The organism is Agrobacterium sp. ST15.16.055, from assembly GCF_027956555.1.
Taxonomy (GTDB): domain Bacteria; phylum Pseudomonadota; class Alphaproteobacteria; order Rhizobiales; family Rhizobiaceae; genus Agrobacterium; species Agrobacterium salinitolerans.
Genome location: NZ_JAQKGN010000015.1, coordinates 19384 through 43531 on the forward strand (window position 1 = coordinate 19384; position 24148 = coordinate 43531).

20 protein-coding genes and 3 pseudogenes are annotated in these 24148 nt (G+C 57.4%); 7 read left to right on the forward strand and 16 right to left on the reverse strand.

The window, feature by feature from the left end; genetic code table 11:
- From PL599_RS18665 to PL599_RS18675, 3 genes are all read left to right on the forward strand, one after another.
- Entirely contained in the window at positions 1-1350 is a 1350-nt protein-coding gene (locus tag PL599_RS18665) for a sensor histidine kinase (RefSeq protein ID WP_269824980.1), read from the forward strand.
- A 231-nt stretch (positions 1351-1581) separates the two neighbouring features.
- The gene (locus PL599_RS18670) at positions 1582-2790 is read left to right on the forward strand and encodes an efflux RND transporter periplasmic adaptor subunit (protein ID WP_271359590.1); all 1209 of its coding nucleotides are present in this window, start codon (positions 1582-1584) and stop codon (positions 2788-2790) included.
- Between the two features lie 8 nt (positions 2791-2798).
- On the forward strand, positions 2799-4748 hold the full coding sequence (locus tag PL599_RS18675; protein ID WP_269824982.1) for a MacB family efflux pump subunit: 1950 nt from the start codon (positions 2799-2801) through the stop codon (positions 4746-4748).
- A gap of 108 nt (positions 4749-4856) precedes the next feature.
- Here PL599_RS18675 and PL599_RS18680 read toward each other — a convergent pair.
- A pseudogene (locus PL599_RS18680) lies at positions 4857-5003 on the reverse strand (transposase); the annotation flags it as partial.
- Positions 5003-5164, reverse strand: a pseudogene (locus tag PL599_RS18685) (IS3 family transposase); the annotation flags it as partial. The pseudogenes PL599_RS18685 and PL599_RS18680, both read right to left, overlap by 1 nt.
- A 107-nt stretch (positions 5165-5271) precedes the next feature.
- On the opposite strand from PL599_RS18685, the gene PL599_RS18690 reads away from it, so the two are divergent.
- The 3 genes and pseudogenes from PL599_RS18690 to PL599_RS18700 all read left to right on the forward strand — a co-directional run bounded on the left by PL599_RS18690 (position 5272) and on the right by PL599_RS18700 (position 6446).
- The gene (locus tag PL599_RS18690) at positions 5272-5742 is read left to right on the forward strand and encodes a hypothetical protein (protein WP_269824983.1); all 471 of its coding nucleotides are present in this window, start codon (positions 5272-5274) and stop codon (positions 5740-5742) included.
- A gap of 72 nt (positions 5743-5814) precedes the next feature.
- Positions 5815-5946: pseudogene (locus PL599_RS18695) on the forward strand (transposase); the annotation flags it as partial.
- 227 nt (positions 5947-6173) lie between these two features.
- Positions 6174-6446, forward strand: a complete 273-nt coding sequence (locus PL599_RS18700; protein WP_269824984.1) for a hypothetical protein — start codon at positions 6174-6176, stop codon at positions 6444-6446.
- Between the two features lie 125 nt (positions 6447-6571).
- Here PL599_RS18700 and PL599_RS18705 read toward each other — a convergent pair whose 3' ends face one another.
- The 6 genes from PL599_RS18705 to PL599_RS18730 form a co-directional block, all read right to left on the reverse strand.
- The gene (locus PL599_RS18705) at positions 6572-7324 is read right to left on the reverse strand and encodes a siderophore-interacting protein (protein ID WP_269824985.1); all 753 of its coding nucleotides are present in this window, start codon (positions 7322-7324) and stop codon (positions 6572-6574) included.
- A 36-nt stretch (positions 7325-7360) separates the two neighbouring features.
- The gene (gene fhuB / locus PL599_RS18710) at positions 7361-9352 is read right to left on the reverse strand and encodes a Fe(3+)-hydroxamate ABC transporter permease FhuB (RefSeq protein ID WP_269824986.1); all 1992 of its coding nucleotides are present in this window, start codon (positions 9350-9352) and stop codon (positions 7361-7363) included.
- Position 9353: 1 nt separating this feature from the next.
- Entirely contained in the window at positions 9354-10253 is a 900-nt protein-coding gene (locus PL599_RS18715) for an ABC transporter substrate-binding protein (RefSeq protein WP_269824987.1), read from the reverse strand.
- Entirely contained in the window at positions 10247-12796 is a 2550-nt protein-coding gene (locus PL599_RS18720; RefSeq protein ID WP_269824988.1) for a TonB-dependent siderophore receptor, read from the reverse strand. The genes PL599_RS18715 and PL599_RS18720 overlap by 7 nt, the downstream gene beginning before the upstream one ends.
- Before the next feature lie 6 nt (positions 12797-12802).
- Positions 12803-13771, reverse strand: coding sequence for a FecR family protein (locus tag PL599_RS18725; RefSeq protein WP_269824989.1), 969 nt, complete (start codon positions 13769-13771; stop codon positions 12803-12805).
- A gap of 90 nt (positions 13772-13861) precedes the next feature.
- Positions 13862-14359 carry an RNA polymerase sigma factor gene (locus PL599_RS18730; protein WP_173991727.1) on the reverse strand — a complete coding sequence of 166 codons (498 nt, stop codon included), beginning with the start codon at positions 14357-14359 and terminating at the stop codon, positions 13862-13864.
- A gap of 460 nt (positions 14360-14819) precedes the next feature.
- Between PL599_RS18730 and PL599_RS18735 the strand changes: the two genes are divergently transcribed.
- Positions 14820-15140: a 4Fe-4S dicluster domain-containing protein gene (locus tag PL599_RS18735; protein WP_173991728.1), complete on the forward strand. Its 321-nt coding sequence runs from the start codon at positions 14820-14822 to the stop codon at positions 15138-15140.
- A 16-nt stretch (positions 15141-15156) separates the two neighbouring features.
- Here PL599_RS18735 and PL599_RS18740 read toward each other — a convergent pair whose 3' ends face one another.
- Genes PL599_RS18740 through PL599_RS18775 form a run of 8 tightly spaced genes read right to left on the reverse strand, consistent with a single transcriptional unit; the run spans position 15157 to position 23515 of the window.
- The gene (locus PL599_RS18740) at positions 15157-16542 is read right to left on the reverse strand and encodes an amidohydrolase family protein (RefSeq protein WP_269824990.1); all 1386 of its coding nucleotides are present in this window, start codon (positions 16540-16542) and stop codon (positions 15157-15159) included.
- 4 nt (positions 16543-16546) lie between these two features.
- Positions 16547-17470, reverse strand: a complete 924-nt coding sequence (locus PL599_RS18745) for a LysR family transcriptional regulator (protein ID WP_137412167.1) — start codon at positions 17468-17470, stop codon at positions 16547-16549.
- A gap of 49 nt (positions 17471-17519) precedes the next feature.
- A complete protein-coding gene (locus tag PL599_RS18750; RefSeq protein ID WP_137412168.1) occupies positions 17520-18305 on the reverse strand; it encodes an enoyl-CoA hydratase-related protein in 786 nt (261 codons plus the stop codon).
- Positions 18302-19459, reverse strand: coding sequence for a CaiB/BaiF CoA transferase family protein (locus PL599_RS18755; protein WP_149147399.1), 1158 nt, complete (start codon positions 19457-19459; stop codon positions 18302-18304). Before PL599_RS18755 ends, PL599_RS18750 begins: the two co-directional genes overlap by 4 nt.
- The gene (locus PL599_RS18760) at positions 19456-20829 is read right to left on the reverse strand and encodes an FAD-dependent oxidoreductase (RefSeq protein ID WP_269825037.1); all 1374 of its coding nucleotides are present in this window, start codon (positions 20827-20829) and stop codon (positions 19456-19458) included. The genes PL599_RS18755 and PL599_RS18760 overlap by 4 nt, the downstream gene beginning before the upstream one ends.
- A 10-nt stretch (positions 20830-20839) precedes the next feature.
- Positions 20840-21616, reverse strand: coding sequence for an ABC transporter permease (locus tag PL599_RS18765; protein WP_173991752.1), 777 nt, complete (start codon positions 21614-21616; stop codon positions 20840-20842).
- 56 nt (positions 21617-21672) lie between these two features.
- The gene (locus PL599_RS18770; RefSeq protein WP_137412171.1) at positions 21673-22476 is read right to left on the reverse strand and encodes an ABC transporter ATP-binding protein; all 804 of its coding nucleotides are present in this window, start codon (positions 22474-22476) and stop codon (positions 21673-21675) included.
- Positions 22477-22480: 4 nt separating this feature from the next.
- Positions 22481-23515 (reverse strand): ABC transporter substrate-binding protein, encoded by a 1035-nt coding sequence (locus tag PL599_RS18775; RefSeq protein WP_269824993.1) that lies wholly within the window; start codon positions 23513-23515, stop codon positions 22481-22483.
- Between the last annotated feature and the right edge of the window lie 633 nt (positions 23516-24148).

Genomic DNA, 24148 nt, shown 5'->3' on the forward strand with positions numbered 1-24148 from the left:
ATGACCAGCACATCCCTTCGCTGGCGATTCACTTTTGGTTTTATTGTCCTGCAGCTCTGCGCGGTCATCGCCTCGCTCAGCCTGGTTTTCTATCTCCTTTCTGGCCTCAAGCCCGATGTGGCGATCACGTCCATCTGGCTGTCTCAGGAAATCGCAGACTCGGTTCGTCTCGAGCCGAATGGCCGACCCCATCTGGTTCCGACGGCCGAGCTTAAAGAGATTATACAAGAAGCGCCTGACCTTTGGTTCGTGGCAGACCTTGGAAAAGATATTGTCCTTGCACACGGTACGCCTCCTGAGAAAATTGCCGACAACATGCCATTCCTGCGGGCGTTCAGAAGTGTCGAGCTGCATGGTGACCTGAACGATCCGCTGAGTGTCGCCCGCATGGAGCGTTTCGACACAGAGGCCGGTGAGGCAACGATTTTTGCAGGTGGTGTTTCGATGTCCCAATATGGTGTGACCGTGCTGTTGGGGAACCTTGCCATCGGCGTGCCGGCGCTGATCCTCGTCGCCATTTCCCTGATTGGCGTCCCGTTTGTCACACGCTGGGCTTTGCGGTCCTTCAGCGACCTGACCAGGCGTCTCGACAGGATCGATCTCGACACACGTGGCGCCCTGGTGGAAGAGCGGGGCTTGCCCACTGAGGTGCTTCGTTTGGTGCGCGATATCAACAGGGCGCTGCGCCGTCTCGATAGCGGATTCGAGGCGACGGAGCGCTTCTTTGTCAACGCGGCCCATGAACTTCGAACGCCGATTGCTGTCCTGCAGGTGAGAATTGATACGCTTTCACCGGGTGCGGATAAGACACACCTGCAGACTGCCATCAAGCGACTTACAGCGATCGCAAACCAGCTTCTCGACACCGAGAAGTACCGGCAGAAGCCCCAGCAGAATGCACCTGTCGATCTCAACAGCGTTGTGTCTAAGGTGGTTGCGGACCTTGCTCCCTTAGCAATCGCCGAAGGTTACGAGGTTTCGTTCGATAGCGATGCGGAAAAGCTGTTCGTTCCCGGGGATGCTGAAGCTCTGGAGCGTGCATTCGTCAATCTGGTCCGTAATGCAGTCCAGTACGGAGGCGGAAGAGGACAGATATCGGTCAGTATTAAGGCTGACGGCAGCGTGACCGTCGCCGATCAGGGCTGCGGAATTGCCGGGGATAAGCAGTCGCGTATATTCGAGCCGTTCTACCGGGTCAGCCCTCACGGCTCAGGTGCGGGCCTGGGGCTCAGCATGGTCAACGAGATCGTCACCCGTCACGGCGGCTATGTTGAGCTTTCGTCCGCTCCAGGCAAGGGCAGCACATTTGCCGTACGCTGGCGCGAGAAGCGCGTTTTCCAGCAGCGGTAGGGACCGTCGCCTGCGCCAGTGGGTCAACGCATCTTATTCGTCGATGTTGGCTGGGCACGTCCGCAATCGCGTGATGTGTGGCGGGCGATCGCTGGCACACCATCGCCATTGCGAGCATTCTGTGCCGATCGCTTGGTTTTACAGCGCGTGCCAAACGGATACGCCCGACGACCGCTCCCCGTAATTTTCAGGTAACTCTCGTGACAGAGAAAGCCCGCAAATCTCAATAGCATGGACTACGACTACATGACACGGCACATCACCCGCAAGCATTTCATCCTGGCGGCGGCAACCCTTGTCGGTATGCTGGTCGTCTGGCTCCTGTTTTTGCGTTCGCCGGCGAAGCCTGAACTGGTGACGGCGCAGGCGCGAACGGGTGACATTGAAGAGGTGGTGCTGGCGACCGGGGTTCTCGAACCGCTCGAGCTGGTGCGTGTCGGCGCCCAGGCGTCGGGTCGCATTGAGCATCTGGCTGTCAAGATCGGTGACATCGTCGAGGCTGGCCAATTGGTGGCCGAGATCGATTCTCAGACCCGGCGCAACACCTTGCGGGACCGCGAGGCCGCTTTGGCCAACATCCGCGCCGTTCACGCCGCGCGCCGCGCCGGTCTGGTGAAGGCCGAGAAGGATTTCGAGCGCGAGCGTGACCTGCTGGCAGGTGGTTCCACGCCGCGCGCCCAGTATGACGCTGCGGTTGCGATGCGAGACACAGCACGGGCTGAGGTTCAATCGCTGGACGCTCAGGTCGCCCAAGCGCAGGTCGCGCTGGAGTCTGCGGGTATAGAGCTGGACTATACCCGCATCACTGCCCCAATCGCCGGCACAGTGGTCGCGATCGTCACCGACGAGGGCCAAACCGTAAATGCCCTGCAGACCGCGCCGACGATCGTCATGATCGCACGATTGGACACAATGACGGTGCGCGCGGATATCTCCGAGGCTGACGTCGTGCGTGTACGGCGGGGCCTGCCGGTCTGGTTCAGCATTCTTGGCGATCCGAAGCGCCGTTTCGATGGGGAGTTGCGACAGGTGGAACCGGCCCCGGCCTCCATCGCCAACGAGAGCAGCAGCGCCGCTAGCCGGATTGGCTCAACCAACGGCGCGGTTTATTACACCGGGCTGATCGACGTGGCGAATGCGGATGGGGTCTTGCGACCCTCTATGACGGCGCAGGTGTCCATCGTCTTGAGCCGAGTCGGTGGCGCCGTGCTGGTTCCGCTCAGTGCAGTGGAAGGCGCGCGCCGGGCCGGTGATACGGCGCGTGTGCGCATACTGGACGCGATGGGCGAGGTCCAGATTCGACAGGTCCAGGTCGGCATCGATAACGGCGCGGACATCCAGATCCTTCGCGGTCTTCAGGCAGGCGAGACCATCGTCTTGGGAGCATCCACGGACGAACGCATGGATGGCCAGGCTCAACTGGCCGCGGCGAAGCGGTAGGGCGCGCTATGACGGAACCACTGCTCCGCGTACGTAGGGTATCCCGCGCTTTCCCCGCTGGCGACGAGATGGTGCGGGTGCTGAAAGACGTCGACCTCGACATCGAGGCCGGCGAGATGATGGCCATCATCGGGGCTTCTGGCTCCGGCAAGTCGACGCTGATGAACATCCTTGGCTGCCTCGATCGTCCGACGGACGGCAGCTACTGGATCGAAGGGCGCGAGACGTCGAAGATGTCCGTGGACGAACTGGCGACGCTACGCCGTGAGCGTTTTGGTTTCATCTTCCAGCGTTATCATCTGCTTGGCGATCTCAGCGCGGCCAGCAACGTCGAGGTGCCAGCCATCTATGCCGGACGCAGCCGATCCGACCGGCACAAGCGAGCGATCTCCTTATTGACCCGACTGGGCCTCGCCGAGCGGACGGGCAATATCCCGGGCAAGCTTTCGGGCGGCCAGCAGCAGCGGGTGTCGATCGCCCGTGCCCTGATGAATGGCGGCGAGATAATTCTGGCCGACGAACCGACCGGAGCGCTGGATACGCACAGTGGTGCCGAAGTCATGAAGATCCTTCGCGAGCTTCACGCCGAGGGGCATACCATCATCCTCGTCACTCACGACAAGAAGATCGCCGAACATGCGGATCGGGTCGTGGAGATCAGCGACGGCGTTATCATTTCCGACGAGCGAAATATATCCAAATCCGCCGCGACGGCCCGTCCCATCCGCGAGCACGCGCCGGGCGCTGGCTGGCGTGGCGCAATTGACCGGATGGCCGAGGCCTTTCGTATGGCGGGCGCGGCAATATGGGCGCACAAGATGCGCTCGCTTCTGACCATGCTCGGTATCATCATCGGTATCGCCTCGGTAGCGGCAATCTCGGCACTGGGCGCCGGCTCGCGGCAACAAATCCTGAGTAGTATCAGCTCGCTCGGCACCAACACGATCGAGGTGCGGGCCGGTAAAGGCTTCGGCGATCTGGAAGCGGGCAAGATACGAACCCTGGTTCCCGCCGATGCAGAAGCGCTGGAGAACCAGCCCTATGTCGACAGCGTGACACCAACCGTCACGACGAGCGCAACTGTCAAACGTGCCGCCGTGGCCGTCAATGCGTCAGTCACCGGAGTTGGCGCGGACTTCTTTCGTGTACGGGGCCTTGAGCTGGCGCATGGACAACTGTTCGACGCCCAGGATGTTATCGCCTACAGCCAAAACGTGGTGATCGACGCAAGCGCCGCGCGAGACCTCTTTCCAGACCGGGTAAACCCGGTGGGGCAGGTCATCCTTCTGGGCACAATGCCGGCGAGGGTTGTAGGTGTGACGAAACGGGAAAACTCCTTCGGCCCGGCGGTTGATACGTTGACCGTTTATGCGCCTTACACAACCGTCATGGGCCGCATGCTGGGTCGTTCGAACGTCGACGGCGTAACCGTCCGTATCAGCGACGATGTCGATCCAGGCAATGTCGAGGCCGCAGTTTCGCGCCTTATCGAGCGTCGGCATGGGGCGAGAGACTTCTTCCTCACCAACTCCGCGACCATTCGCGAGACTATCGAGACCACCACACAAACCCTGACATTGCTGATTTCGTCTGTCGCCGTAATCTCGCTGATTGTCGGTGGCATCGGCGTGATGAATATCATGCTGGTGTCCGTGACCGAACGCACCAAGGAGATCGGCGTTCGTGTGGCGGTTGGCGCGCGCCGCAGCGACATCCTATCACAGTTCCTGATCGAGGCCGTCATGGTCTGCCTTGTCGGCGGCTTCATGGGAGTGATCCTCGCCCTCGGGATCAGCGCTCTTTTTAATCTACTGAGCCCAGACTTCAAAATGATCTTCTCTCCTGGCTCCATCATTGTGGCCTTCGCCTGCTCCACCCTGATCGGAATCGTCTTCGGCTTCCTTCCCGCCCGCAACGCTGCAAAGCTGGACCCGATAGAAGCCTTGGCACGCGATTGATGGCTGGAAAGCATGTGATGGCGTAGTGAAGAATAGCAGTGGGCATTGCCGTTTGGAGTTCCAATTGGAAATCAGTCTCGTAAATTGCTGGAGAACTACGGCGTCGACTCATAAACTCTGACACCAGATCCTTGCGGCGACGAGCTTTATGGCGGCGAGGTAATTTTCCGGACGCTTGTCATATCGGGTTGCGATGCCTCGAAACTGTTTGATCCTGTTGAAGAACCGTTCGACAAGGTTGCGGTGTCGATAGACCCCTCACGGCGGCAAATCGCGGCAATGCTGTCTTCGCGACGCTGGCCTTCCAGCACGATGCGGATTTTCTCCTCCCACGAATGGTGCTTGCGTGTGGCCCAGCGGATGTCCTTGACCGTCTTCTCGGCCGCCAATGTCTGCGGCCCGGTTTTCTGTCTCATCTTCGCTTCCTTTGAGTGAGCTACGATGAGCCGAAAATCCTCTCTTCTCGATTAGGCCGTGAACTAATTGAGTGGTATAGGCTATGCAAGTTGGCTAATCGTAATGCATGTTAAAGTTTGTCAAATTGCAACTCGGCCAGGGTTGGGTGGCCGATCCAAATGCCCCAGAGCCGCAGGTTTCAGTTGAGGCCTCCTCCGCCAACGTCCGCTTCCGCTCGTACAGGGTCGTGGACGACAAAAAGCCAACGGGTATTCGCAGGGCTTTGGCCCTGTTTTCGAAGCCCAGTTCGAAATTTGAAGAAACACGGGGCACTTTGAGATTTGCTGGTTGCAGCCGCTGGCGCTGGGACAGCACCAACGATCATGAATGGTATAAGGCGGACGGCCATGGCCGCTACAGCGGCGTTACTCCTCGTTGGGGCGAGTTCTATGAGTTAATCGGTCCTGACCCCGACCGCGATGCCGTGTCTTGGGAAAATATCGGTGCAGACACCGTCAGTTCTCGGCATTTTCTATACTATTTCCGCGACGAAACGCTCGAATTCATGGCCGAGGATTGGTCTTTTTTCCCAAGTTGATGGCCTAGATTGGCGCTCCTACTTCAGTTTCGTGCCTTTCCTGTAGTCGTATCACCTGATTCAGATTCAGGGATGAGCCATTATGATCTGACCAACTTTGAATGGCGCATGATTTCGACACTCCTGCCTAACAAGCCGCGAGGCGTGCCTCGCGTCGATGACCGACGGGTGCTCAACGGCATCTTCTGGGTTCTACGATCAGGTGACCTTTCTCGCCATGACCAAGCTGGCGTGTATTCGTCTTACTCTCCGCCATAATGAGGCCACGGCCTACTTGACCAGCACACTCGCCGCCATCGTGAATGGTCACAGGCAGAGCCGGAACGATGAATTGTTGCCGTGGCATTCAAAAGGACCATCAAGCCAGCCACTTGACGGGTTCATCTCCACCGGCATACTCGTCGTCGTGATACAGGAGCTGGACTTGCAAAATGATCGAAGACGACGAACCCAATCTGGTGACTTCTGGCAAAAGTAAGAGGATCGTCGTTGATGGCTATCCGTTCTCCATCGACATATTCCGACTGGAAACCGATACAACATGGACGCTTGAGGTGGTCGACTACAACAACACAAGTCACGTCTGGGACGAGCAATTCCGATCCGACACAGAGGCACAGGACGTAGCGGTGCAAGCCATTGAGACAGAGGGTGCCCTTGCGTTCATGCGCGGAAACAACGTTATTCCATTCCCTCAAGCGTAAACCGACGTGCTCTCAAAACGGCGCTTACGATCCCTTCAAGGCGAACCAGTGTATCTGCCGGTAAACTGATCGATCACGATCGCGTGGGGCCGACGGTTCGATTCACATCTAAACCTTCATACTTTTCAATCCCTCGGTTTTCCTAGGATCCAATAGCCGATTGCCGTGATGGAATCTTTGGGCATGCCTCGCTCGTCGCATAGAAGACGGCGGACCGCTGTCGTGACCTTTGCTTCTCCCGCAACCCATATATATCCGATACCCGCTGGGAGCTGAACGGCTTGGGCGATCTCGAGCAGGTTTGTCGATCCTGGAATGTTGCCGAATCCGGTGTGCCAATTCATGTCGCAAAGCGCGTCGAGGTCGAGCAGCGCGTCATGCATGTCCGGAATCTCGATATGAGAGACACATGGGCGATTACATTTCTTCTCGGCAAGTATCCTTGCGGCGGCGGGCAATCCTGTTGCGTCGGCAATGAGAATTATCCACTCTGCATCGTCAGGCGGTGCATATTTGCCCTGCGGACTGGTGACGCCGATCTCGTCACCTGGGCGTGCCAAACGAGCCCAATCCGAGGCCAGTCCACCGTCATGGACCACGAAATCGACAGTAACGGAGGCCGTTTCCTCGTTCACCTGCCTGATCGTGTAAGGTCTAAGGCGCGACCTTGGCAGGTCGGTCGGCATCTGCCAACGGTCATCAACCAGCCGAGGCATCGTGACTTTCCCGTTCTCCGCTGGAAAAACCAGCCGCACCCATTCATCCGGAAATCCGCTCGATTGAAACTGCGCCATATCCCCGCCGCCGATTTCAACGCGTATCATTGATGGTGTCAGCCAATGCTTGTCGAGAACTTCGGCGCGGTAACATTGTTTCATGGAGTAGGGTCTCCCGTTTCAAGTGTTGGTCTGGATTCAACGTCGCTGGCGAATGGAATAGAGGAATAGTGGCCCACCGATCAGGGCGGTCAGGAGCCCGGCGGGCATCTGCCACGGAAAGATCAGCGTCCGGCCGAGCCAATCGGCAACAAGCATCAAGGCGCCTCCGGCAAAAGCGGAGGCAAAGATCTGGGGCAAAGGACGATGGATACCGAATTGCCGCACCATGTGGGGGGCCAGGAGGCCGACAAAGGTTGCAGGCCCTACGATGATTGTCGCTGCGGCGGTCGAAATTGCGCTGTAGAGGATGATGGCGCCCCGTGTTGCCGATACGGGCAGTCCAAGAGCGCGGGCATTGTCTTCTCCGAGCTCCAGTACATCCAGGCAACGACTGAACAGCGGCACCACGGCCATTGCCAGGGTTGCGGCGGCTGCCACGAGCACGGCCTGATCCTGCGTTACACGATGGGTCGAACCGGAAAACCATGTCAGAAGCAGGCCGCGTGCGGGTCCTCCCATGGCAATCACAAAGGAACCTATGGCACCGACGATCGAAGAAAGGGCTATGCCGATCAGGATGATTCTGTCTGGGGCAAAGTTGGCGCGTCCGGCGAGAATGACGATCGCGGATGTCACGAGGAGCGAACCGATGGCACATGCAGTGAACAGGTCGCCCGAGGTGAATGTCGTAGAGACGAAAAGAAGCGCGATTGCTCCGAGTGTTGCGCCGGCGGATATTCCCATAACCTCCGGGCTTGCCATCGGATTAGCTGTTACGCGCTGAACGAGAACACCACTAATGCCGAGAAGAATGCCGGCTGAGAGCGAAGCCTCGACCCGCATGACGCGCCAACGTTTGATCACCTCGATATCGGTGCACCATTCCCATCCCGCCGGGCCGCGGGCAAATGCGAGGCTCACGGCGAGCACGGCGACCATAATGAGAAAAATACCGAGCAGATGCCGCGGCCTGATCAGGACGCGTGGGAATGTCATCTGCCTCGCGACTGATTGCAACGTGCGGGATCTCGTTCCGGATAGAAGCACAAGCAATACCGGCGCACCCAGAAGCGATGCGAATGTGCCTGTCGGGAATTGGCCGTTCAAAAAGGCCGGTAATTGCACGATCTGATCGGCCAGGACGAGGAGCAGGCCTCCTAGAAGAGGTGCCCAAAGGACGAGCGTGCGCAACTCCCGTGCTCCGAGCGCACGGGCAAGGGCCGGCACTGCAATGCCGATGAAGCCGATCGTGCCGATCGTGGCAACCACCGTTCCTGACATGATAATGGCGATGGCGAGCGATATGCCGCGCAGCCATGCTGGTTTCATCCCGAGCGAAATGACGACCGTATCCTCCATTTCGAGAAGGCGAAGAGCTCGGCACAGAAAGGCGGTGATCGCCCATCCGAGGAACAGGCATAGACCAAGGCAGAGCGCAGGTATCCAGCCGGTTTGTTCCAGCCGTCCGGTTTGCCATTGTGCGAGATCCTCGCTCCGTTCCGGATAGAGAAGGATGATGATTGCGCAAATCGTGCCGAGAGTTAGATTGACGACGAGGCCCGCGAGAATGATTACGATCGGAGATCGTTCCGCGCGCAAACAGATACCAAATACCCCCGCGGTGGCAAGTGCAGCGCCGGCTATGGCTATCGGGCCTTGGCCGATACCGAGTAGGCCGGGGGCCCATACCAGGGATGCGAGCAAGGCTGCCTGCGCACCCGCCGACGTTCCAAGTGTCGTCGGCTCGGCCAGCGGATTGCGGAGAGATTGCTGGAACAGCAGACCCGATAGGGAAAGCGCCGTCCCGCAGAGAAATGCAACGGCCAGACGCGGAAGTGCGGCCCAGGCGAAAAGAAGCTGCTGTATTGATTCCGACTGCTGCAATGACAGGGCATTGAACCACTCAGATACGGGCAGGACGCGTTGGAGATTGATTGCTGCCAGCAGGAGGCTGAGCAACCCGACCAGCAGCACGAAAAAGGGAAGTGGGGACGATATTCGGGAGCGTCGTTCGAGTGCCTTTGCCATGTTATGTCGCCTTGTCGAACGTATCAGCCAGCCATTCTGCAAAGGTCGTCGCTGACAGCAATCCGCCGAAAACCGAGATCGGCGGCGAGACATGAATACGGCCCGCGCGCACGGCCGGCATCGACGCCCAGAAAATGTTGCGTTCGAGCCGCGACAGCATCTCGGTCGTCCGATCGTTCTGATTGAGGATCACGATCGACGCATCGGGAGACTGGAGCAGTTTTTCCGCTCCGATCGAGGCGAAACCAAAGCCGTTTACGGGGCCTTGCCAGGCATTCTGAAGACCGACATGCATCAATGCGCTGTCTGGCAGGCTGCCGGCAGCGTAGACGTTTACGAAACGGCTGGTACTGCGCAGATTAAGAAGAAACACGGGTTGCGGTGATGTTTGGCCGGTGATCCGTTGTAGGCGCGCTTCCAGTTGCCTGATCGCGGAAGGCTCTGACATTGTTGTTAGTTCATTGAGGACGCTTTCGCCAAAGCTCCTGGCCTTCTCTATCGGATCGCCACCGTTACCGTGGATGTCGCAAAGACGAACCGTGGCGATTTGGTCAAGCTGGGCGCGTGACAGGCTGCTCCACGATGGAAGATAAATCAGGTCAGGTTTCAAGCGATCGAGAAGCTCGAAGTTCGGCTCCCAGGTCGAGCCCAGATCTATGGTGCCGGCCGTGTCCGGAAGATGTGCGAAGCTGGCGCGAAACCCCGCAAGGTCTGCAATCGCAATCGGCGTTATCCCGACTGCAATCAAAGTTTCTGCAGCGGCCCAGTCAATGGCGGCGACGCGCGGGGCGTCAGTAGACGCCGCGCGCGCCGTAAGGCCTTGCAAAAGAAATGCCGCCGCACCGAAAATGACGGTGCGTCGGCAAATACGACCTTGCAGATGATACTTGGATCTTACCACTGGTAGCTGAGCTTGCCGAAAATGGTTCTCTGCGAACCATAGTTGCAGCCGTTGCTGGTGAAGCATCCGGGCACGTAATACTTGTCGAACAGGTTGCTGACGTTGATCGACGCGCTCAACCCCTTGGCTTCCGGAAACTTTTTGCCGAAGTCATAGCGGAGTGCAAGGTCAACGAGTGTGAACCCCGGCACCTTGAAGGTGTTATCGTCATTGCCCCAGGTCTCGCCGATATAGCGCACACCGGCACCAACACTGAGACCTTCCAGCGCTTCCTGCTGTAACTCGTAATTCACCCAGAGCGACGCCGCATGGCGGGGAACACGGTAAGGCGTGTTCCCGAGCTGACTTGCCGTTTTTGTTTCCGTGATCTCTGCATCCGTGTAGGTATAGGCTGCCGCGAGGCTGATGCCGTTATCAAGATTGGAAACGGCCTCGAATTCCAAACCACGGGCGCGGATTTCACCGGTCTGCAGGGTATAGCGCGGATCGGCAGGATCGTAGGTCTGGACGTTCTGGCGTGCGAGATCGAAGGCGCTCACGGTGAATATGCCATCAAAGCCATCTGGCTGATACTTGATGCCAACCTCCCATTGCTGAGCCGTTTCTGGAACGAACACATTGCCGAGGCTGTCGGTGCCGACGACAGGGTTGAAGGACTCGGAATAGCTGGCGTACGGCGCAATGCCGCCGTCAAAGAGATACGTCAGACCGGCCTTTTTGGTGAAGGCATGATCGTTTTGTTTGGTCGACGTTCCGGCGATGAGGTTTTCCGTATCGCGCCACGCCCAGTCCTGCCTCATGCCGAGTGTCAGAATGAGATTGTCGAGCTTGAGTTGATCCTGAACGTACAGACCTGCCTGAGACGCGTCGATGTCCGAAAGTGACTTGGTCGAATAGACGTTAGTGTTGACGGACGATCCGTAGACGGGGTTGTAGATATCGATCGCGCTTGCAGTGCCGCGCTGCTCCAACCAGCGTGATGTGCCCCAGAGATAATCCAGACCGACGATCGCCTTGTGTTCAATCGGACCGGTGTCGAAATCGAACCGGAAGCGGCTGTCGACGGCAATGCCGTCGTTTTCAATGTCACGCAGGTTATAGGTGCGGTTGAGCAACCGGTTGTCCACCAGCGCTCCGCTGGCCTGCAGGTACTGGCGATGGTTGGACATATGTGTGTAGCGAAAATTCTGCTCGAACTTTACGGTATCGTTGAAACGATGTTCGAACTCGTACCCGACCGCTGTTCGTTCGGATGTCTCATATTCCCAATCCGGTTCGCCGAGGAACCGGCTGAATGGGATGTGGCCGTTCGGATTCGGCAAGAGAACGGCGGTGGCCGGAACCTGCGCGTAGAAATCTCCCTCGTTGCGCTGATAGGAACCGAGAACGGTCAGCTTGGTATCCTCATTCGGCGCCCAGGTGATACTCGGGGCAAAGTAGCGGCGATTGTTTTCAACGTAGTCGACCTGTGTATCGGCCTCACGCACCATGCCGACCATGCGGTACATGATGTTTTTTTCTTCCGTCGTGCCGCCAACATCGAAACCGCCTTGATAATGATCGAAGCTGCCGACCGTTGCTTCGACTTCATTGACCGGGTTTTCTGTCGGTCGTTTGGAAACCACATTGATCAATCCGCCCGGAGCCTGCTGACCATAAAGAACGGAAGAGGGCCCCTTGAGAACCTCGACACGTTCAAGGCCGTATGGTTCGACAGCGAAGAATCCGAAATAGCCGGGGGTGACGGACCTAAGGCCGTCCTGATACATTTCCAGACTGCTCTGCTGGAAGCCGCGAAGATAGAGCGGATTGTCCATCATTTGCGCGCCGCTCGTTTCCGATCGGACACCTGCAGTATAGCGAAGCGCTTCGTTGACGCTCTGTGCCGCCTGATCTTCGATGCGGTCGGCGGTCACAACGGACACCGCCTGTGGCGTTTCGAGGATCGAGATGTCACCCTTCATTGCCGAGGAGGCGTTTCTTGCCACATAGCCGTCGACCGGGCCGAAGGCACTCTCGCCGGATACGACGATCGGTGCAAGGTTTGTGGAGCCGCCCCCTGCATCTGCTGTGCCGGCGGCCGCAGGCGAAATGACAATTGTTCTGGAATTGGTGAAACTATAGCTCAGGCCGGAGCCTGAAAGGATGCGCGCGATGGCTGTATCGGCCGACAGGCGCCCGCTGACGCCGGGAGACTGTTTGGCTGTTGCATTCGATGGGGCATAGGTGACCTGAATGCCGGACTGGCGACCAAAGGCAGCCAGAGCTTGGTTCAAAGGTCCGGGTGCGATTGAGTACGTCGTTTCGGCGGTCTGCGCGATGGCAGGTTTTTCCGCCGTCATCGTCACGATTGCCGCAACCGACGACAACAGCAGCGTTACTGCCGAAACTCGACCTCGATGCCTGTAATCGACATCCAATTTGCCCCAAAGTCCCATAGGTGCCCCTTCAAAATACGCAGTTTCAAGGCGCGATGAAGCTTTTTCATCGGCGCCCCGATACAGAAAACGGAAGGGGCCGCAAAATTTTCTCTTTTTTCTCAAGTTTTTTTAGAAGGCCGAAATTATGGTGAGATAAGGGGATAATTTCCTGACCTTGCCGCCATAGGGTCGGACGACGGCTTCGAGCGCCAGATCCGGGTTTCTGAGGTCATAGACACCGCTGACCGGCTGGATTCCCAGGTCCGTGCCCGCAATCAGCACCCGGCCACGTTTCCAGCGGGCGATCCTTGTCACAACGGTAGCGATCTTCTCTTTTTCGACAACGATCATGCCGTCACGCCAACTGCCAATCTGGCCGACATCACGTGTTCCGGTGGAAAGCGTTCCGTCGGATGTCGAAAGGCTTAACCAGTCTCCGGCATTCAAGGTCATAGCTGGCCGTTTGATCTCGGGCGGCAGGTCGGCCCGAACGATCCCGTGGCTCACCGAAAGATTGAACTGGCCGCCGTCTTCGCTGATATCGAAGGCGGTACCGAGTGCCGTGGCGATCATGGTGTCCATCTGAACGGCAAATGGACGTGCGCTGTCTCTGGCGACTTCAAAAAATGCCATGCCCTGGATCAGTTCGACGTCGCGTCGTGTGCTGTCGATGCGAGAGGCTATGGCACTGTCTGGCCCAAGCGTCGCGATGCTGCCATCGGCAAGTTCCACGCGTTTGATTTCCGCAGTCGAAGTGATGACATCGGCGCGCGCCTGAAGGATCAGGCCGGGAGCGGAATAGCCGGCCGCCATTAGTGCCCCAGCGCCGAGGAGACCACCGACGACAAGGGTGCGACGCGATATCGAATAGGCATTGCTGCGTTCGGTTCGACGTTTGTCCGTCAGAAGCTTGCCTGTCATGCCGTGGATTTCGAGCGCCTCTGCAAAAACCTGGCGATGCAGATCGCTGCGACCAAGCCAACGGGTTGCAACGTCAAGCGCCACCGGATTGTCCGGATCGCTCTTGATACGGATCAGTATATCCACCGCTTCTTCGAACAGCCGATCCTCGTCGGTTTTATCATCACTCAACGACATTTTTCCCCACACGATTTCTGCGCCATTTCCGGTCCCGCATAGGGGATAACGAATGAAAAGGCGGCTTTTTCTGCAGTCTGACGCGGAATGTTAGACATCCTTCAGCCGTGCGCGGATGTGGCGATAGGCCTCGCGGATGAGAGACCAGGTTCGGGTGGTCGAAAGCCCGATCGTCTCTGCGACCTCGGCGATGGTCATTTCCTCCAGCCGGTAAAGTTCAAACGCCCTGCGTGTCCGTTCGGGCAGTTCCGCGAGTGCTGCATCCGAGAGTGCCAGACGCTGTTTGTCGTAGACGACAGTTTCCGCAGACGGCTTGGGGTCGGCAACCGCGTTGGCCTTGGCCTCCGAGACCTGGCTGAAAGGCGCCTTGCTTTCTCGTCTACGGTGATCAATCAGGACATTGCGGGAAATTTGGAAAATATAGGCGCGCGGGTTGTGTTCCAGGGCGGTCGGCTTGGCCGTTATCAGCCTTAGAAAACTGTCCTGCGTCAGATCTGCGGCGGTGTCCTCCGTCAGGCCACGGTTACGCAGGAAGCTTCGAAGCTCCTTCGAGTAGCGCTCAAACAGGTCTTGAATATCCCAAACCATCACAAATGGGCCATCGACACTGGGTTCAAATGGACGCAACCGGGCACGGCAGAACTCAACCAAGTCACAGACGGCAACACATAGCTTAGGCGGGGCAGTTAAACTAGGGGGTACTGCTCATGTTTTTATGTAGCCGGACTTGAGCATCTAGATATTTGTTTATCGCACAGGCATCCAAGAATGCGGCCTAAGACATGGAAAATAAGAAAGATCAGTCGTTTAGAGAACGCGGCGCGCAGTGGTCGAAGGTTCGATTTAGTTCAAGAGCTTGGCCCTCAACAGCCATTCTCGAACCCACAGCTCGCGATGCAGTCAGCAGGAAAACAGCGCTATCTGGATCAGTGCATACACTTGCTGAAAGGCAGGGATGGGCATTGCCATTTCGGCAACATAGCCTGCTAAACATTGGTCTGTTCAAGAACGCATTCCTTTGACACTATGCCAAAAAGGAGCAATTTCAATGGCATATATCGTCACGGAGCCTTGTATCGACGTCAAGGATGGAGCCTGTGCGCAGGTCTGTCCGGTGGATTGTATCTATGAGGGTGGCCGGATGTTTTACATTCATCCCGATGAGTGCATTAACTGTGGGCTTTGCCTGTCTGTCTGTCCCGTCGATGCCATTCTTTCGGATGACGCCGCAGCTGGTCGAATGGATTTTATGGCTATCAACCGCGACTTCTTCGGTGCCGATATTAGTAATATTGGCTCACCCGGGGGGTGGGAAAAATGGCGTTCTACCGCCATGGATCATCCGCAGGTGGAGCAGTTCGGACGATAGGGGGCTTCAGGCAGAGCTATGCGCCGGCCATCTGTTCACGATAATACCGGCGGGCCGCATCGGAGAGTGACTTTGCCAGACCACGCTGCTTTTCGAGCCGTGGCAGATCGGCTTTTGCCTGAGCGCGGAGTTCGCTGCGGGCATTATCAAAATCCACATTGACGAGCTTGCGATCTCTCATCACGGTCGACCCATCGACAACCAGCCCTCGGGCATACCGGCCGGTCATTCGCGTCATGAGCGTCTCAGGCACATCGACATCCGTGAAAATCGCGTCCTGCGTCAGACCACGATAGTCGATACAGACAAGGTCTCGGGCGGGGGGTGCATTGATAACCTGTGCTGCGTGATGAATGGCGGCTTTCAATGTGGTCTGCGCTGTCATTTTCTCATCCAGGTCGCACCCTGCCTGCAGAAGGCGAAAAAGTCTCATCTCACGCCAGAGATCCTGATCATCATCCAGGCTCGTTCCGTCAAGACCAATGGCGACTTTCAGACCGGCGCGCATCGCATCTGATGCAGGTGCGATACCTGAACGCAGGCGGAGATTGGCAGACGGGTTCGAAACCAGTTGGACGCCGCGTTCGGCGAGCAGTTCACATTCGGCCTGTGTCAGTTGCACGCCATGCGCGACGGCAAGCCGCGGAGACAGAAAGCCAATATCATCGAGATATCTGACGACGCCATTCGGAAACCGGCGGTCGAGCCAGGCGCGTTGCCGTGGGCTTTCCAGCAGGTGCATGTGCACACGGCGGTTATTGTTTGCAGATGCATCTGCGATGGCTTCAAGCAGGGCATTCGAACACCACTGCGGCCCGATCGGTCCATACTGGATATCAAACAGCCCCCCTTTATTTTCGGCTGCGACAATATCCACAGCCTCCAGCTGGCGCGCGATCGAAGCGTAGCGTGGGATGGTGTCCTCAACTGCGTCCCATTCGTCTGCCGACATAAAAGGCCTGAGCCGCGGTGGACCGCCGCCATAGGCCCACGGATCGAAGTCGAGCATGGGGCAGGAAAGAGCAAGCCGGATGCCAACATCCGACGCCGCCTTGCACACAAGCGCGGCCTCGGTGATCAGGCTTTCCGCATTCAGCGAGTTGTGGCAATGCATCGTTCCGCCAACGCCATTCAGAGCAAGTCGGGAGAAGGCGACGAGTGCTTCCAGATAAGGGTCAGTGCGTGGGCGCAGGCGTAGCCAAGGAATCCAAACTTCCAGTGCGTCATCGAATGCAGCAAAATCGAGTGTCCGGATGCCGTAGCCGTGGTCATGTGCGTTGATCGGAGCTGGCATGATCAGGTCGCCGCCGCGTGCGCCTGACCGGTCTGAAACAGAAGCGTCCTGCACGTCTTCAAGTGTGGGGTTACCCTTGGCCGGCACGTGCAATAGGCTCAGTTGCATCAGGCTATTCCCCTATGTAGACTTTTAATCTGGATGTGAATTCTTCAAGTTCGGTGCTTAGATACTCGATCACCAGCTCGGTCGCACGGGTCAGTTGTCGACGCCGTGGCGTGACGATGCCGACCTCGATATCATTAACGCGCGAGCCGGATATGCGGATCGCGACAACCTCGCCAGCCTCCAGTTCACGAAGAAAACCAAGCGGGGTGAAGAATGCCACTCCTGCACCCGAAAGGATCAGCGGTTTCAGCATCATCTGGCTATTGGTGGCAACGAACGTCCGGCTGACACGATCGAGTGCGCCGAGTTCGACCGCGACCATAGAACTCATCACCTCGTTATCGAGCTGTAGTAAAAGCGGAAACTGGGCGCATTCCTGTAGGGTAAGGCTCTTTTGTCTGGATAGCGGGTGGTGCGCGGCAACGATTGCCATCAACGGCATTTTGACGCTGAAGACACACTCGATATCGTTGGGTCGCGCCAGATCGAATGTGACGCCGATGTCGCAGTCGCCCTCTGTCAAAAACCGGAAGATGTTGTTGTAGCTCTCTGTTCGGACGCGGAAATCGATCGCGGGGTGGCGTGTGTGGAACCCACGCACCAATTCCGGCAAAAACTGCACTGTCAGACTGTCAAGACAGGCTATGTGAACCCGTCCGGTTTTCTTGCCTGTCAGGTCGCCAAGATCGGATCTCATGATCGAATAGTCGTGTAACGTTTCGCGGGCATGGCGGAGCACGATTTCACCCGCCATGGTCAGCCGGAGACCATCGGAGAACCGCTCGAACAGCGGAGTTCCCAGCTCATCCTCCAGCTTCTTGATTTGTCGGCTCAGGGCGGATGTCGCGACGTTCAACTCTTCCGACGCCTTTCGGATAGAGCCGGATCGCGCGACTTCCGTAAAATATTTCAGGATACTTGCATGCATGCTTATCTCCGGTCAGCATCAGTGCGCATTTCGGAAATCAATAACACGCTCAGCACCCTCGCCAAACGGGGGGTCTTTTCTCCTGGAATGCCAGCACGCCTTCTTGCGCATCTTCACTACTCAAGGCTTTCAGCAAGGCGGGGGTTCTCAGCGCCTGCGCTTCGGAAGGCACGAGATGCCCGGTGCGGTTGACCGTCTGTTTGATCGCCCTGAGTGACAAAGGCGCACAGGCTACGATGTCGGCAACCCAACGGTTCACCGCCTCGTCCAGATTTTCGGGTGTGGCGACTTCGTTGACGATCCCAAATGCCTGCATGTCCGATGCGCTGAACTGGCGACCCGTGAGCATGACGCCCATGGCCTGGTTAAACGGAATCTTTCGCTGTAGCATGACCATTCCACCGTCCAGCGGCATGCGACCAACGCGGGCTTCCGGCAGTCCGAAACGGGCGGTGTCGCTGGCGATAACGATATCGCAGCCCAGCACCATCTCGAAGCCGCCGCCGAGAGCGAAACCGTTGACGCGGGCGATGACGGGAATATCAAGGCTTTTTCGAAACGCGATACCGCCAAACCCGTTCGGGCGGCTTTCGGCCCAGTATTCGAGGCCGGTTTTCTGGATGCCGGTCGCGCCGCCCTTGAGGTCTGCACCAGCGGAAAATGCCCGTTCGCCCGCACCGGTCAGCACCACGCAACTGATATCGTCGCGTTTCTCGATGTCGTGCCAGATACGCTCAAGCTCAAGCTCTGTCGCCGGATCGATGGCGTTCATGCGCTCGGGTCGGTTTATCGTCACGCGAGCGATGCGGTTCTCGATATTGAAGACAACGCTCACGCTGCGTCTCCTGTGAGCAGACCCAGCGAATGAATGATCTCATCATTATGTTCGCCAAGTTTTGGTGGCGGCAAACGAACAGAAACCTTCGCCGCAGACATTTCGATGGGTGAGCCGATGACACGAACCGGGCCAGCGGCGGTTTCGCCAACCTCCAGAATCAGGCCGTTGATCAACGTCTGTTCATCTTCGAGCGCTTCGGGAAGTGAGCGCACTGGCGCGCACAGAATATCGACGTCTTCAAGCCGCTTCAACCAGTGTGCTGTGGAGTTCGTGGCAAAACGCGCCCGGAAAATGGCGTGTAACTGGGGGCGTGTCTGCGCCTGGGCATCGAAATCCGCATGTTCGGGCAATGCCGAGAGATCATTGATCTCAAGTGCATTGCAAATATCGCGAAGCGGGTTTTCCTTGAAGGCGCCGACCATGACGATTGCGGTATCGGTGGTTTCGAAAACACCGCTGAGCGGAAAGGACGACCAGTTGAGTTCTTTGCCACGCATCATGTGCATGGTGCCTTCCTGCATCTGCATGGCAATCAGCGAACTGTACAGGCTGACGGCAACCTGCTGGCCTTCCCCGGTTTTTTCACGATGCAGGAGTGCCAGCAGAATGCCCTGTACGAGATGCATGCCAGCCGAATAATCGGCAATCGTCGTCGAATAGATCGCCGTTGGATGGGTATAATCTGACTTGCGCTGCATGACGCCGGTCATTGCTTGCGCCAGGGTGTCCTGTCCACCCTTGTGGCGATAGGGGCCTTCGAGGCCGAAGCCTGTGCCAACGGCAAAGATCAGCTTCGGATTGATCTTTTTGAGATCGTCGTATCCGAAACCCATGCGCTCCATCACGCCGGGGCGGAAATTGTTCACGACGACATCGGCATGGCGAAGCAGTTCCCGAACGACATCGCAAGATTGCTTGTCCTTCAGATCGACGGACAGGCTGCGCTTGTTACGGTTCAGTGAGGTGAAGACCGGATTATTCAGCCCGTCCGGGTCCGACCCTACTGACCAACGGGAGAGATCGCCGATTTTCATCTTTTCGATCTTGATAACGTCGGCGCCATAATCGGCCAGCATCTGGGTGCAGCAAGGGCCAAGCATCACCTGCGTGAAGTCCACGACACGGATACCTTCGAGCGGAAGAGTTGTCATTCTGCTGCCTCCAGATAGCTTGCATTTGCAGAGGGGATATCACCGGGGTCGGCCCCCTGATTGCGAAGCATACTGCGGATCTTCGTGATATCAGCCTGTCGCGCCGTGACACCGGCATTAAGAGCAACCACTGCAGCCACGCCTGCGGCTTCGCCCATGGCCATGCAGGGGGGGATTTCGCGGCTTGATTTCTGGGCCTGCGGTGTCGCCGAATAGTGGCGTCCTGCGACGATCATCTGCTCCACATCCTTTGGCAGCATGGCGCGATAGGGCGTGTAATAGTCGCGGCCACGGCATATCGTATCTGCGAAATGCCGGCGATTCATCACGTCATCCTTTGTCACGACATAGGAGCCTTCAAGAAGACGCGTCTGGCGAACGCCTGTTTGCGGTGCAAAATCAACCACATAGGCATTTTCGAAGCCGGGCATTTTTTCACGGGCAAAATCCAGCAAATGGCCGATGCGGCTGCGGCCTTCGATCTCCGCAGTGGTAAGGTCGTCAACCTTCAGGCCGCTGAGCTTCGGCATATGCGGGCAGTTCAGCCATACGACACCCGGCAGTGGCGTTTTCAACCACCAGAACGACCAGCATCCGCCGATCAGGCGTTTCGCTTCATGATCGAGCTGCTTGAATGCTTCGGGCTCCTCGCGCTCGAAACGCTCAGCGGCATCGGTGTCGACGCCGCCCCACCGCGACACAGTGGTAAGAATAAAATCGGATTCGGTGTTTGCCGCACCCGCATTGGCCGCGACGTCGAGATCGCCAGTCGTATCTATGACGATACTACCCAAGATGGCTTCCAGTCCAGCTTTGGTCTGGCAGACCACACCGGTGATACGGTTGCCCTCCATGATAGCGGACGAGAACCAACTGTGCAGACGGAGTTTGACACCCGACTCGGCAATCAGATCGTAGGAGGTCTGCTTGAAGGCATCGGGGTCGAAGGCCGCGGAATAGCAGATGGGGTGAGGCATGGTTTGCGTATGGAAATCGAACAGGCCCCAGCGCGCCCAGCGTTGCCAGGCCGCCGGCGTATCGCGAAATTCGATCATGCGGTCACGCTCATCCGGAACCACGCAAAGGCCACGCTTTTGCATGCGCCCGATCATCTCGACGCAGATGCCCTGCACGGTGACTTCGGTTTCATTGACCATATCGTCAAGCACCAGCACCATGCCGCCAGATGCGAGGCCACCGAGATACGGGTAGCGCTCAATCAGGGTCACGCTCGCGCCATTGCGTGCCGCCGAGACGGCCGCTGAAATGCCCGCAGGGCCACCGCCGACCACGACGACATCCGAGCGATCCACGACTTTTACGCCGCGCGCTGGCAATTCAATTATCGATGTCATTTCATTTGCCTCCAGATAAGCCGCTTTAGTGAGCAGCAGCCGGCTTCCACCGGACAACTTTTGTTTCGATCAGCGATACGATTGAGAACAGAACCACCGCAGTCAGGGCTGCGATCACCACGGTTGCGTAAAGCAGCGGCGAGCGGAAATTATAGGTGGCCTCGATGATGAGGGCGCCAAGCCCGAAACTCGAACCGATCCATTCCGCCACGATCGCGCCCATGACACTGCTGGTGGCGGCGATCTTGAGCGCGGCAAACAGAAAGGGCAGGGATGCCGGGAGCTGAACTTTCCACAAGACTTCCCGCTTGTTGGCCGACAGAACCCGCATCAGATCCAACATGGCCGGGCTGACGGATTTGAGCCCCTGAACCATGTTGACGAGTGTGGGAAAGAAACAGATGAGACCGGCGATAATGATCTTGGGCGCGATGCCGTTGCCAAAGATCAGCACCAGGATAGGTGCGAGGGCTATGATCGGAATGGCCTTGATGAAGACAGCAATCGGATAGATCGCCCGTTCTGCCACGCTGCTGTGCACGAACCAGATAGCCAGAAGAATGGCGATCAGGTTTCCGAAAATAAAGCCCAACGATGCTTCCAGCAATGTCGGAAGAAAGTTCTTCCACAGGATGGGACCATTGTCCCTGAAGGCAAGAACGATTTCCCACGGACTTGGCACCATGAATGTCGGCACTTCGAAGGCCGTCACCCCGATTTGCCAAGCTGCGACGAGACCGATCGTCGTCAGGATGACAGGCATGTTACGGCTAAAGACGCCAATGGTCATATCAGCCCACATCGCCTTCCGGGACGCGGTTTGTATTTCGATCGTATCTCTGGTCGAGATGGAATTGCTCACAGGCATTCCTCCAGCAATGTGCGCAGGTGGGCGGTAACCTGAATAAAATCGATGGTATCGCGTATGGCCAGCGACCGTCCCGCAGGAAGGTTCACCTCCAGAAACTCTTTTACGCGACCTGGGTTGGCCTTCAGCATCAGAATCTTCTGGCCAAGAAACGCGGCTTCAGGGATCGAGTGGGTGACGAAGACAATTGTCGTTCCCGTTTCCTGCCAGAGGCGTAGAAGCTCCTCATTGAGCTTGTCACGGGTGATTTCGTCGAGTGCGCCGAACGGCTCGTCCATCAGCAGAATACGCGGGCGGGTCACCAGCGCCCGCGCAATCGCAACACGCTGGCGCATGCCGCCAGACAGCTCATGCGGCAACGCTTTCTCGCGCCCGCCGAGACCGACCATTGCCAGCAAATCGTGCGCGTCGGCGTGATCGCGTGCCTTGCCTCCCCCGACTTCAAGGGGAAGGCATACATTGTCGATCACATTGCGCCATGGAAGCAACGTCGCGTCCTGAAAGACAAACGCGAAATCTCTATTCCCGCGTGCGGCCCGCGGAGTCTGGCCAAGTACAGATATCTGCCCATGCGATGGCTGTACAAGATCGGCCATGCAGCGCAGCAGCGTTGATTTTCCACAGCCTGACGGCCCGAGCATGGTCACGAAGCCTCCTTCCGGAATGTCCAGAGAGACATCCGAAAGAGCGGTAAACTCGCTCGGGCCTTTTCCGAAACGCACAGAGACGTTTCTGATGGAAATTGCCGCTTTCGCCGTGGTCGGGCTTTCCTGGATGGTCCTTATTGCCAGCATGATCTCAGCCCAGCTTCTTGCGGAAATCGCTTGTTGCCTCCAGTACGGAGAAACTCACGACATCATCGAGTAGGGGGACAGATTGCTTGAACTGACCGAGATCGGCATAAGCCTTGATCTGGTCTTCCCAGGTCGACTTGTTCATTGTCCCCCAGCCATCTTTTTTGGTGGTTTCGCCAAACGAATAGCCGAGAACCGGTACGGCAGCTTCAAGCTCGCTGGCCTTGTCGAGATTAGGGAATGCCTCGACCAGAATATCAACCGCTTCTGCCTGGTTGTCGCGGGCATAGGACCAGCCCTTTGCAGTCGCCATTGTGAAGCGCGCCAGAACATCGCCGTGCTTGTCGATCTGGTCGTCGGTGGTGAAATAGACGTTTGCGTACAGCTTGAGGCCCGCATCCCACAGCATCATCTGTACGGAGTCCGTGCCAAGCACCTTCATGGCGTTGATATTCGTATTCCAGCCGGTCACCGCCTGTGCCTGGCCCGTCAGAAGCTGGTTCATATCCGAACCCATATTGACGATGGTGACCTTGTTTTCCGCGATGCCGTTTTTGGCAAGCAATGCGCGGAGTAGGATAACGGCAGTCGGCTGGGTGGCGATGGTTTTGCCGATCATATCTTGTGGCATGCGGATCGGATTTTTGTCTGTCGAGAAATAGGTAAAAGGGTGTTTCTGATAACCGGCGAGAAAGGCCTTGATCGGAATGCCCGCGCCACGCGCCAGCATCACGGCCGGGCTGGACGATGTCTGGCCAACGGTAGCACGCCCGGACGCCACACCCGCGACACCATCGATGTTCGGGCCACCCGGTACGATTTCAAGGTTGACGCCCTGTTCGGTATAAAATCCCTTTTTCTTCGCCACGACTTCGCCAAGAACGCCGTTCGAGCCAAGCCAGCCCAATTGCATTTTGACGTCGGCTATATCGACTGCATTTCCGGCGCGAACGCTGATAAAACTCTGCATTGTCGCCGCGCCACCCAAAATGGCGGCGTTCGCAATGAAACGGCGGCGATTCATTAAAAAACTGCTCATGTATGTTCCCCTTATAAGAACTAGCTTCGCGGGTAGCGTGCTACGGCTTATCCGCCGTTGAGGGGATCATGCCGAACATAGGCGTTCTAATAAAGAACAATTATTCGCCGCATTCCTTGCCGAAAAGGCAACGCATGGATCGTGGCCCTGTCTGCCCTGTTTTTCATCATCGGGAACAGATTTGATGCACGACAGATCGTGCCCTGCATGCCGACTGAACAGACACTGGTACTTCCCTCGGGAGGATTTTGCGTATCGTCACGCGAAAAGCGCGTATGCCGGCTGCTTATTTTCAGATGACGGTAATAGAATCAGTGATCCGTTGGGAACTCCCGGACTGGCGACATTTCCGAAAGCATGATGCGGGCGGTAGAGATAAGCGACGCTCCCACTCTTGTCCCCGGTGCAGGGCGGAATGAAACGCTCACGCGAAAGCCGTCGCCGCAAAATGGCAACATTAGCGAGGCCGTTGCCGCAATGCGTTTTGCCGTTGGTGTGTTTTCAATCATCATGATTTCGCAGACTTACGGTCGCGCTGCAAACCTGATGGTAACGGGCATCAGGGCGTCACGGAGATTCGACACGGGGCCGTGGGTTGCCGGCGTGGGCGAGCATATCCTTGGGGGCAATGTT

Bases quoted from the DNA above. Each gene is read 5' to 3' on its own strand.
- PL599_RS18770 (WP_137412171.1), bottom strand. From the start codon at position 22,476: ATGCTGGCAATAAGGACCATCCAGGAAAGCCCGACCACGGCGAAAGCG.
- PL599_RS18670 (WP_271359590.1), top strand. From the start codon at position 1,582: ATGGACTACGACTACATGACACGGCACATCACCCGCAAGCATTTCATC.
- PL599_RS18775 (WP_269824993.1), bottom strand. From the start codon at position 23,515: ATGAGCAGTTTTTTAATGAATCGCCGCCGTTTCATTGCGAACGCCGCC.
- PL599_RS18675 (WP_269824982.1), top strand. From the start codon at position 2,799: ATGACGGAACCACTGCTCCGCGTACGTAGGGTATCCCGCGCTTTCCCC.
- PL599_RS18725 (WP_269824989.1), bottom strand. From the start codon at position 13,771: ATGTCGTTGAGTGATGATAAAACCGACGAGGATCGGCTGTTCGAAGAA.
- PL599_RS18765 (WP_173991752.1), bottom strand. From the start codon at position 21,616: ATGTGGGCTGATATGACCATTGGCGTCTTTAGCCGTAACATGCCTGTC.
- PL599_RS18700 (WP_269824984.1), top strand. From the start codon at position 6,174: ATGATCGAAGACGACGAACCCAATCTGGTGACTTCTGGCAAAAGTAAG.
- PL599_RS18745 (WP_137412167.1), bottom strand. From the start codon at position 17,470: ATGCATGCAAGTATCCTGAAATATTTTACGGAAGTCGCGCGATCCGGC.
- PL599_RS18665 (WP_269824980.1), top strand. From the start codon at position 1: ATGACCAGCACATCCCTTCGCTGGCGATTCACTTTTGGTTTTATTGTC.
- PL599_RS18735 (WP_173991728.1), top strand. From the start codon at position 14,820: ATGGCATATATCGTCACGGAGCCTTGTATCGACGTCAAGGATGGAGCC.
- PL599_RS18755 (WP_149147399.1), bottom strand. From the start codon at position 19,459: ATGACAACTCTTCCGCTCGAAGGTATCCGTGTCGTGGACTTCACGCAG.
- PL599_RS18705 (WP_269824985.1), bottom strand. From the start codon at position 7,324: ATGAAACAATGTTACCGCGCCGAAGTTCTCGACAAGCATTGGCTGACA.
- PL599_RS18690 (WP_269824983.1), top strand. From the start codon at position 5,272: ATGTTAAAGTTTGTCAAATTGCAACTCGGCCAGGGTTGGGTGGCCGAT.
- fhuB (WP_269824986.1), bottom strand. From the start codon at position 9,352: ATGGCAAAGGCACTCGAACGACGCTCCCGAATATCGTCCCCACTTCCC.
- PL599_RS18740 (WP_269824990.1), bottom strand. From the start codon at position 16,542: ATGCAACTGAGCCTATTGCACGTGCCGGCCAAGGGTAACCCCACACTT.
- PL599_RS18730 (WP_173991727.1), bottom strand. From the start codon at position 14,359: ATGGTTTGGGATATTCAAGACCTGTTTGAGCGCTACTCGAAGGAGCTT.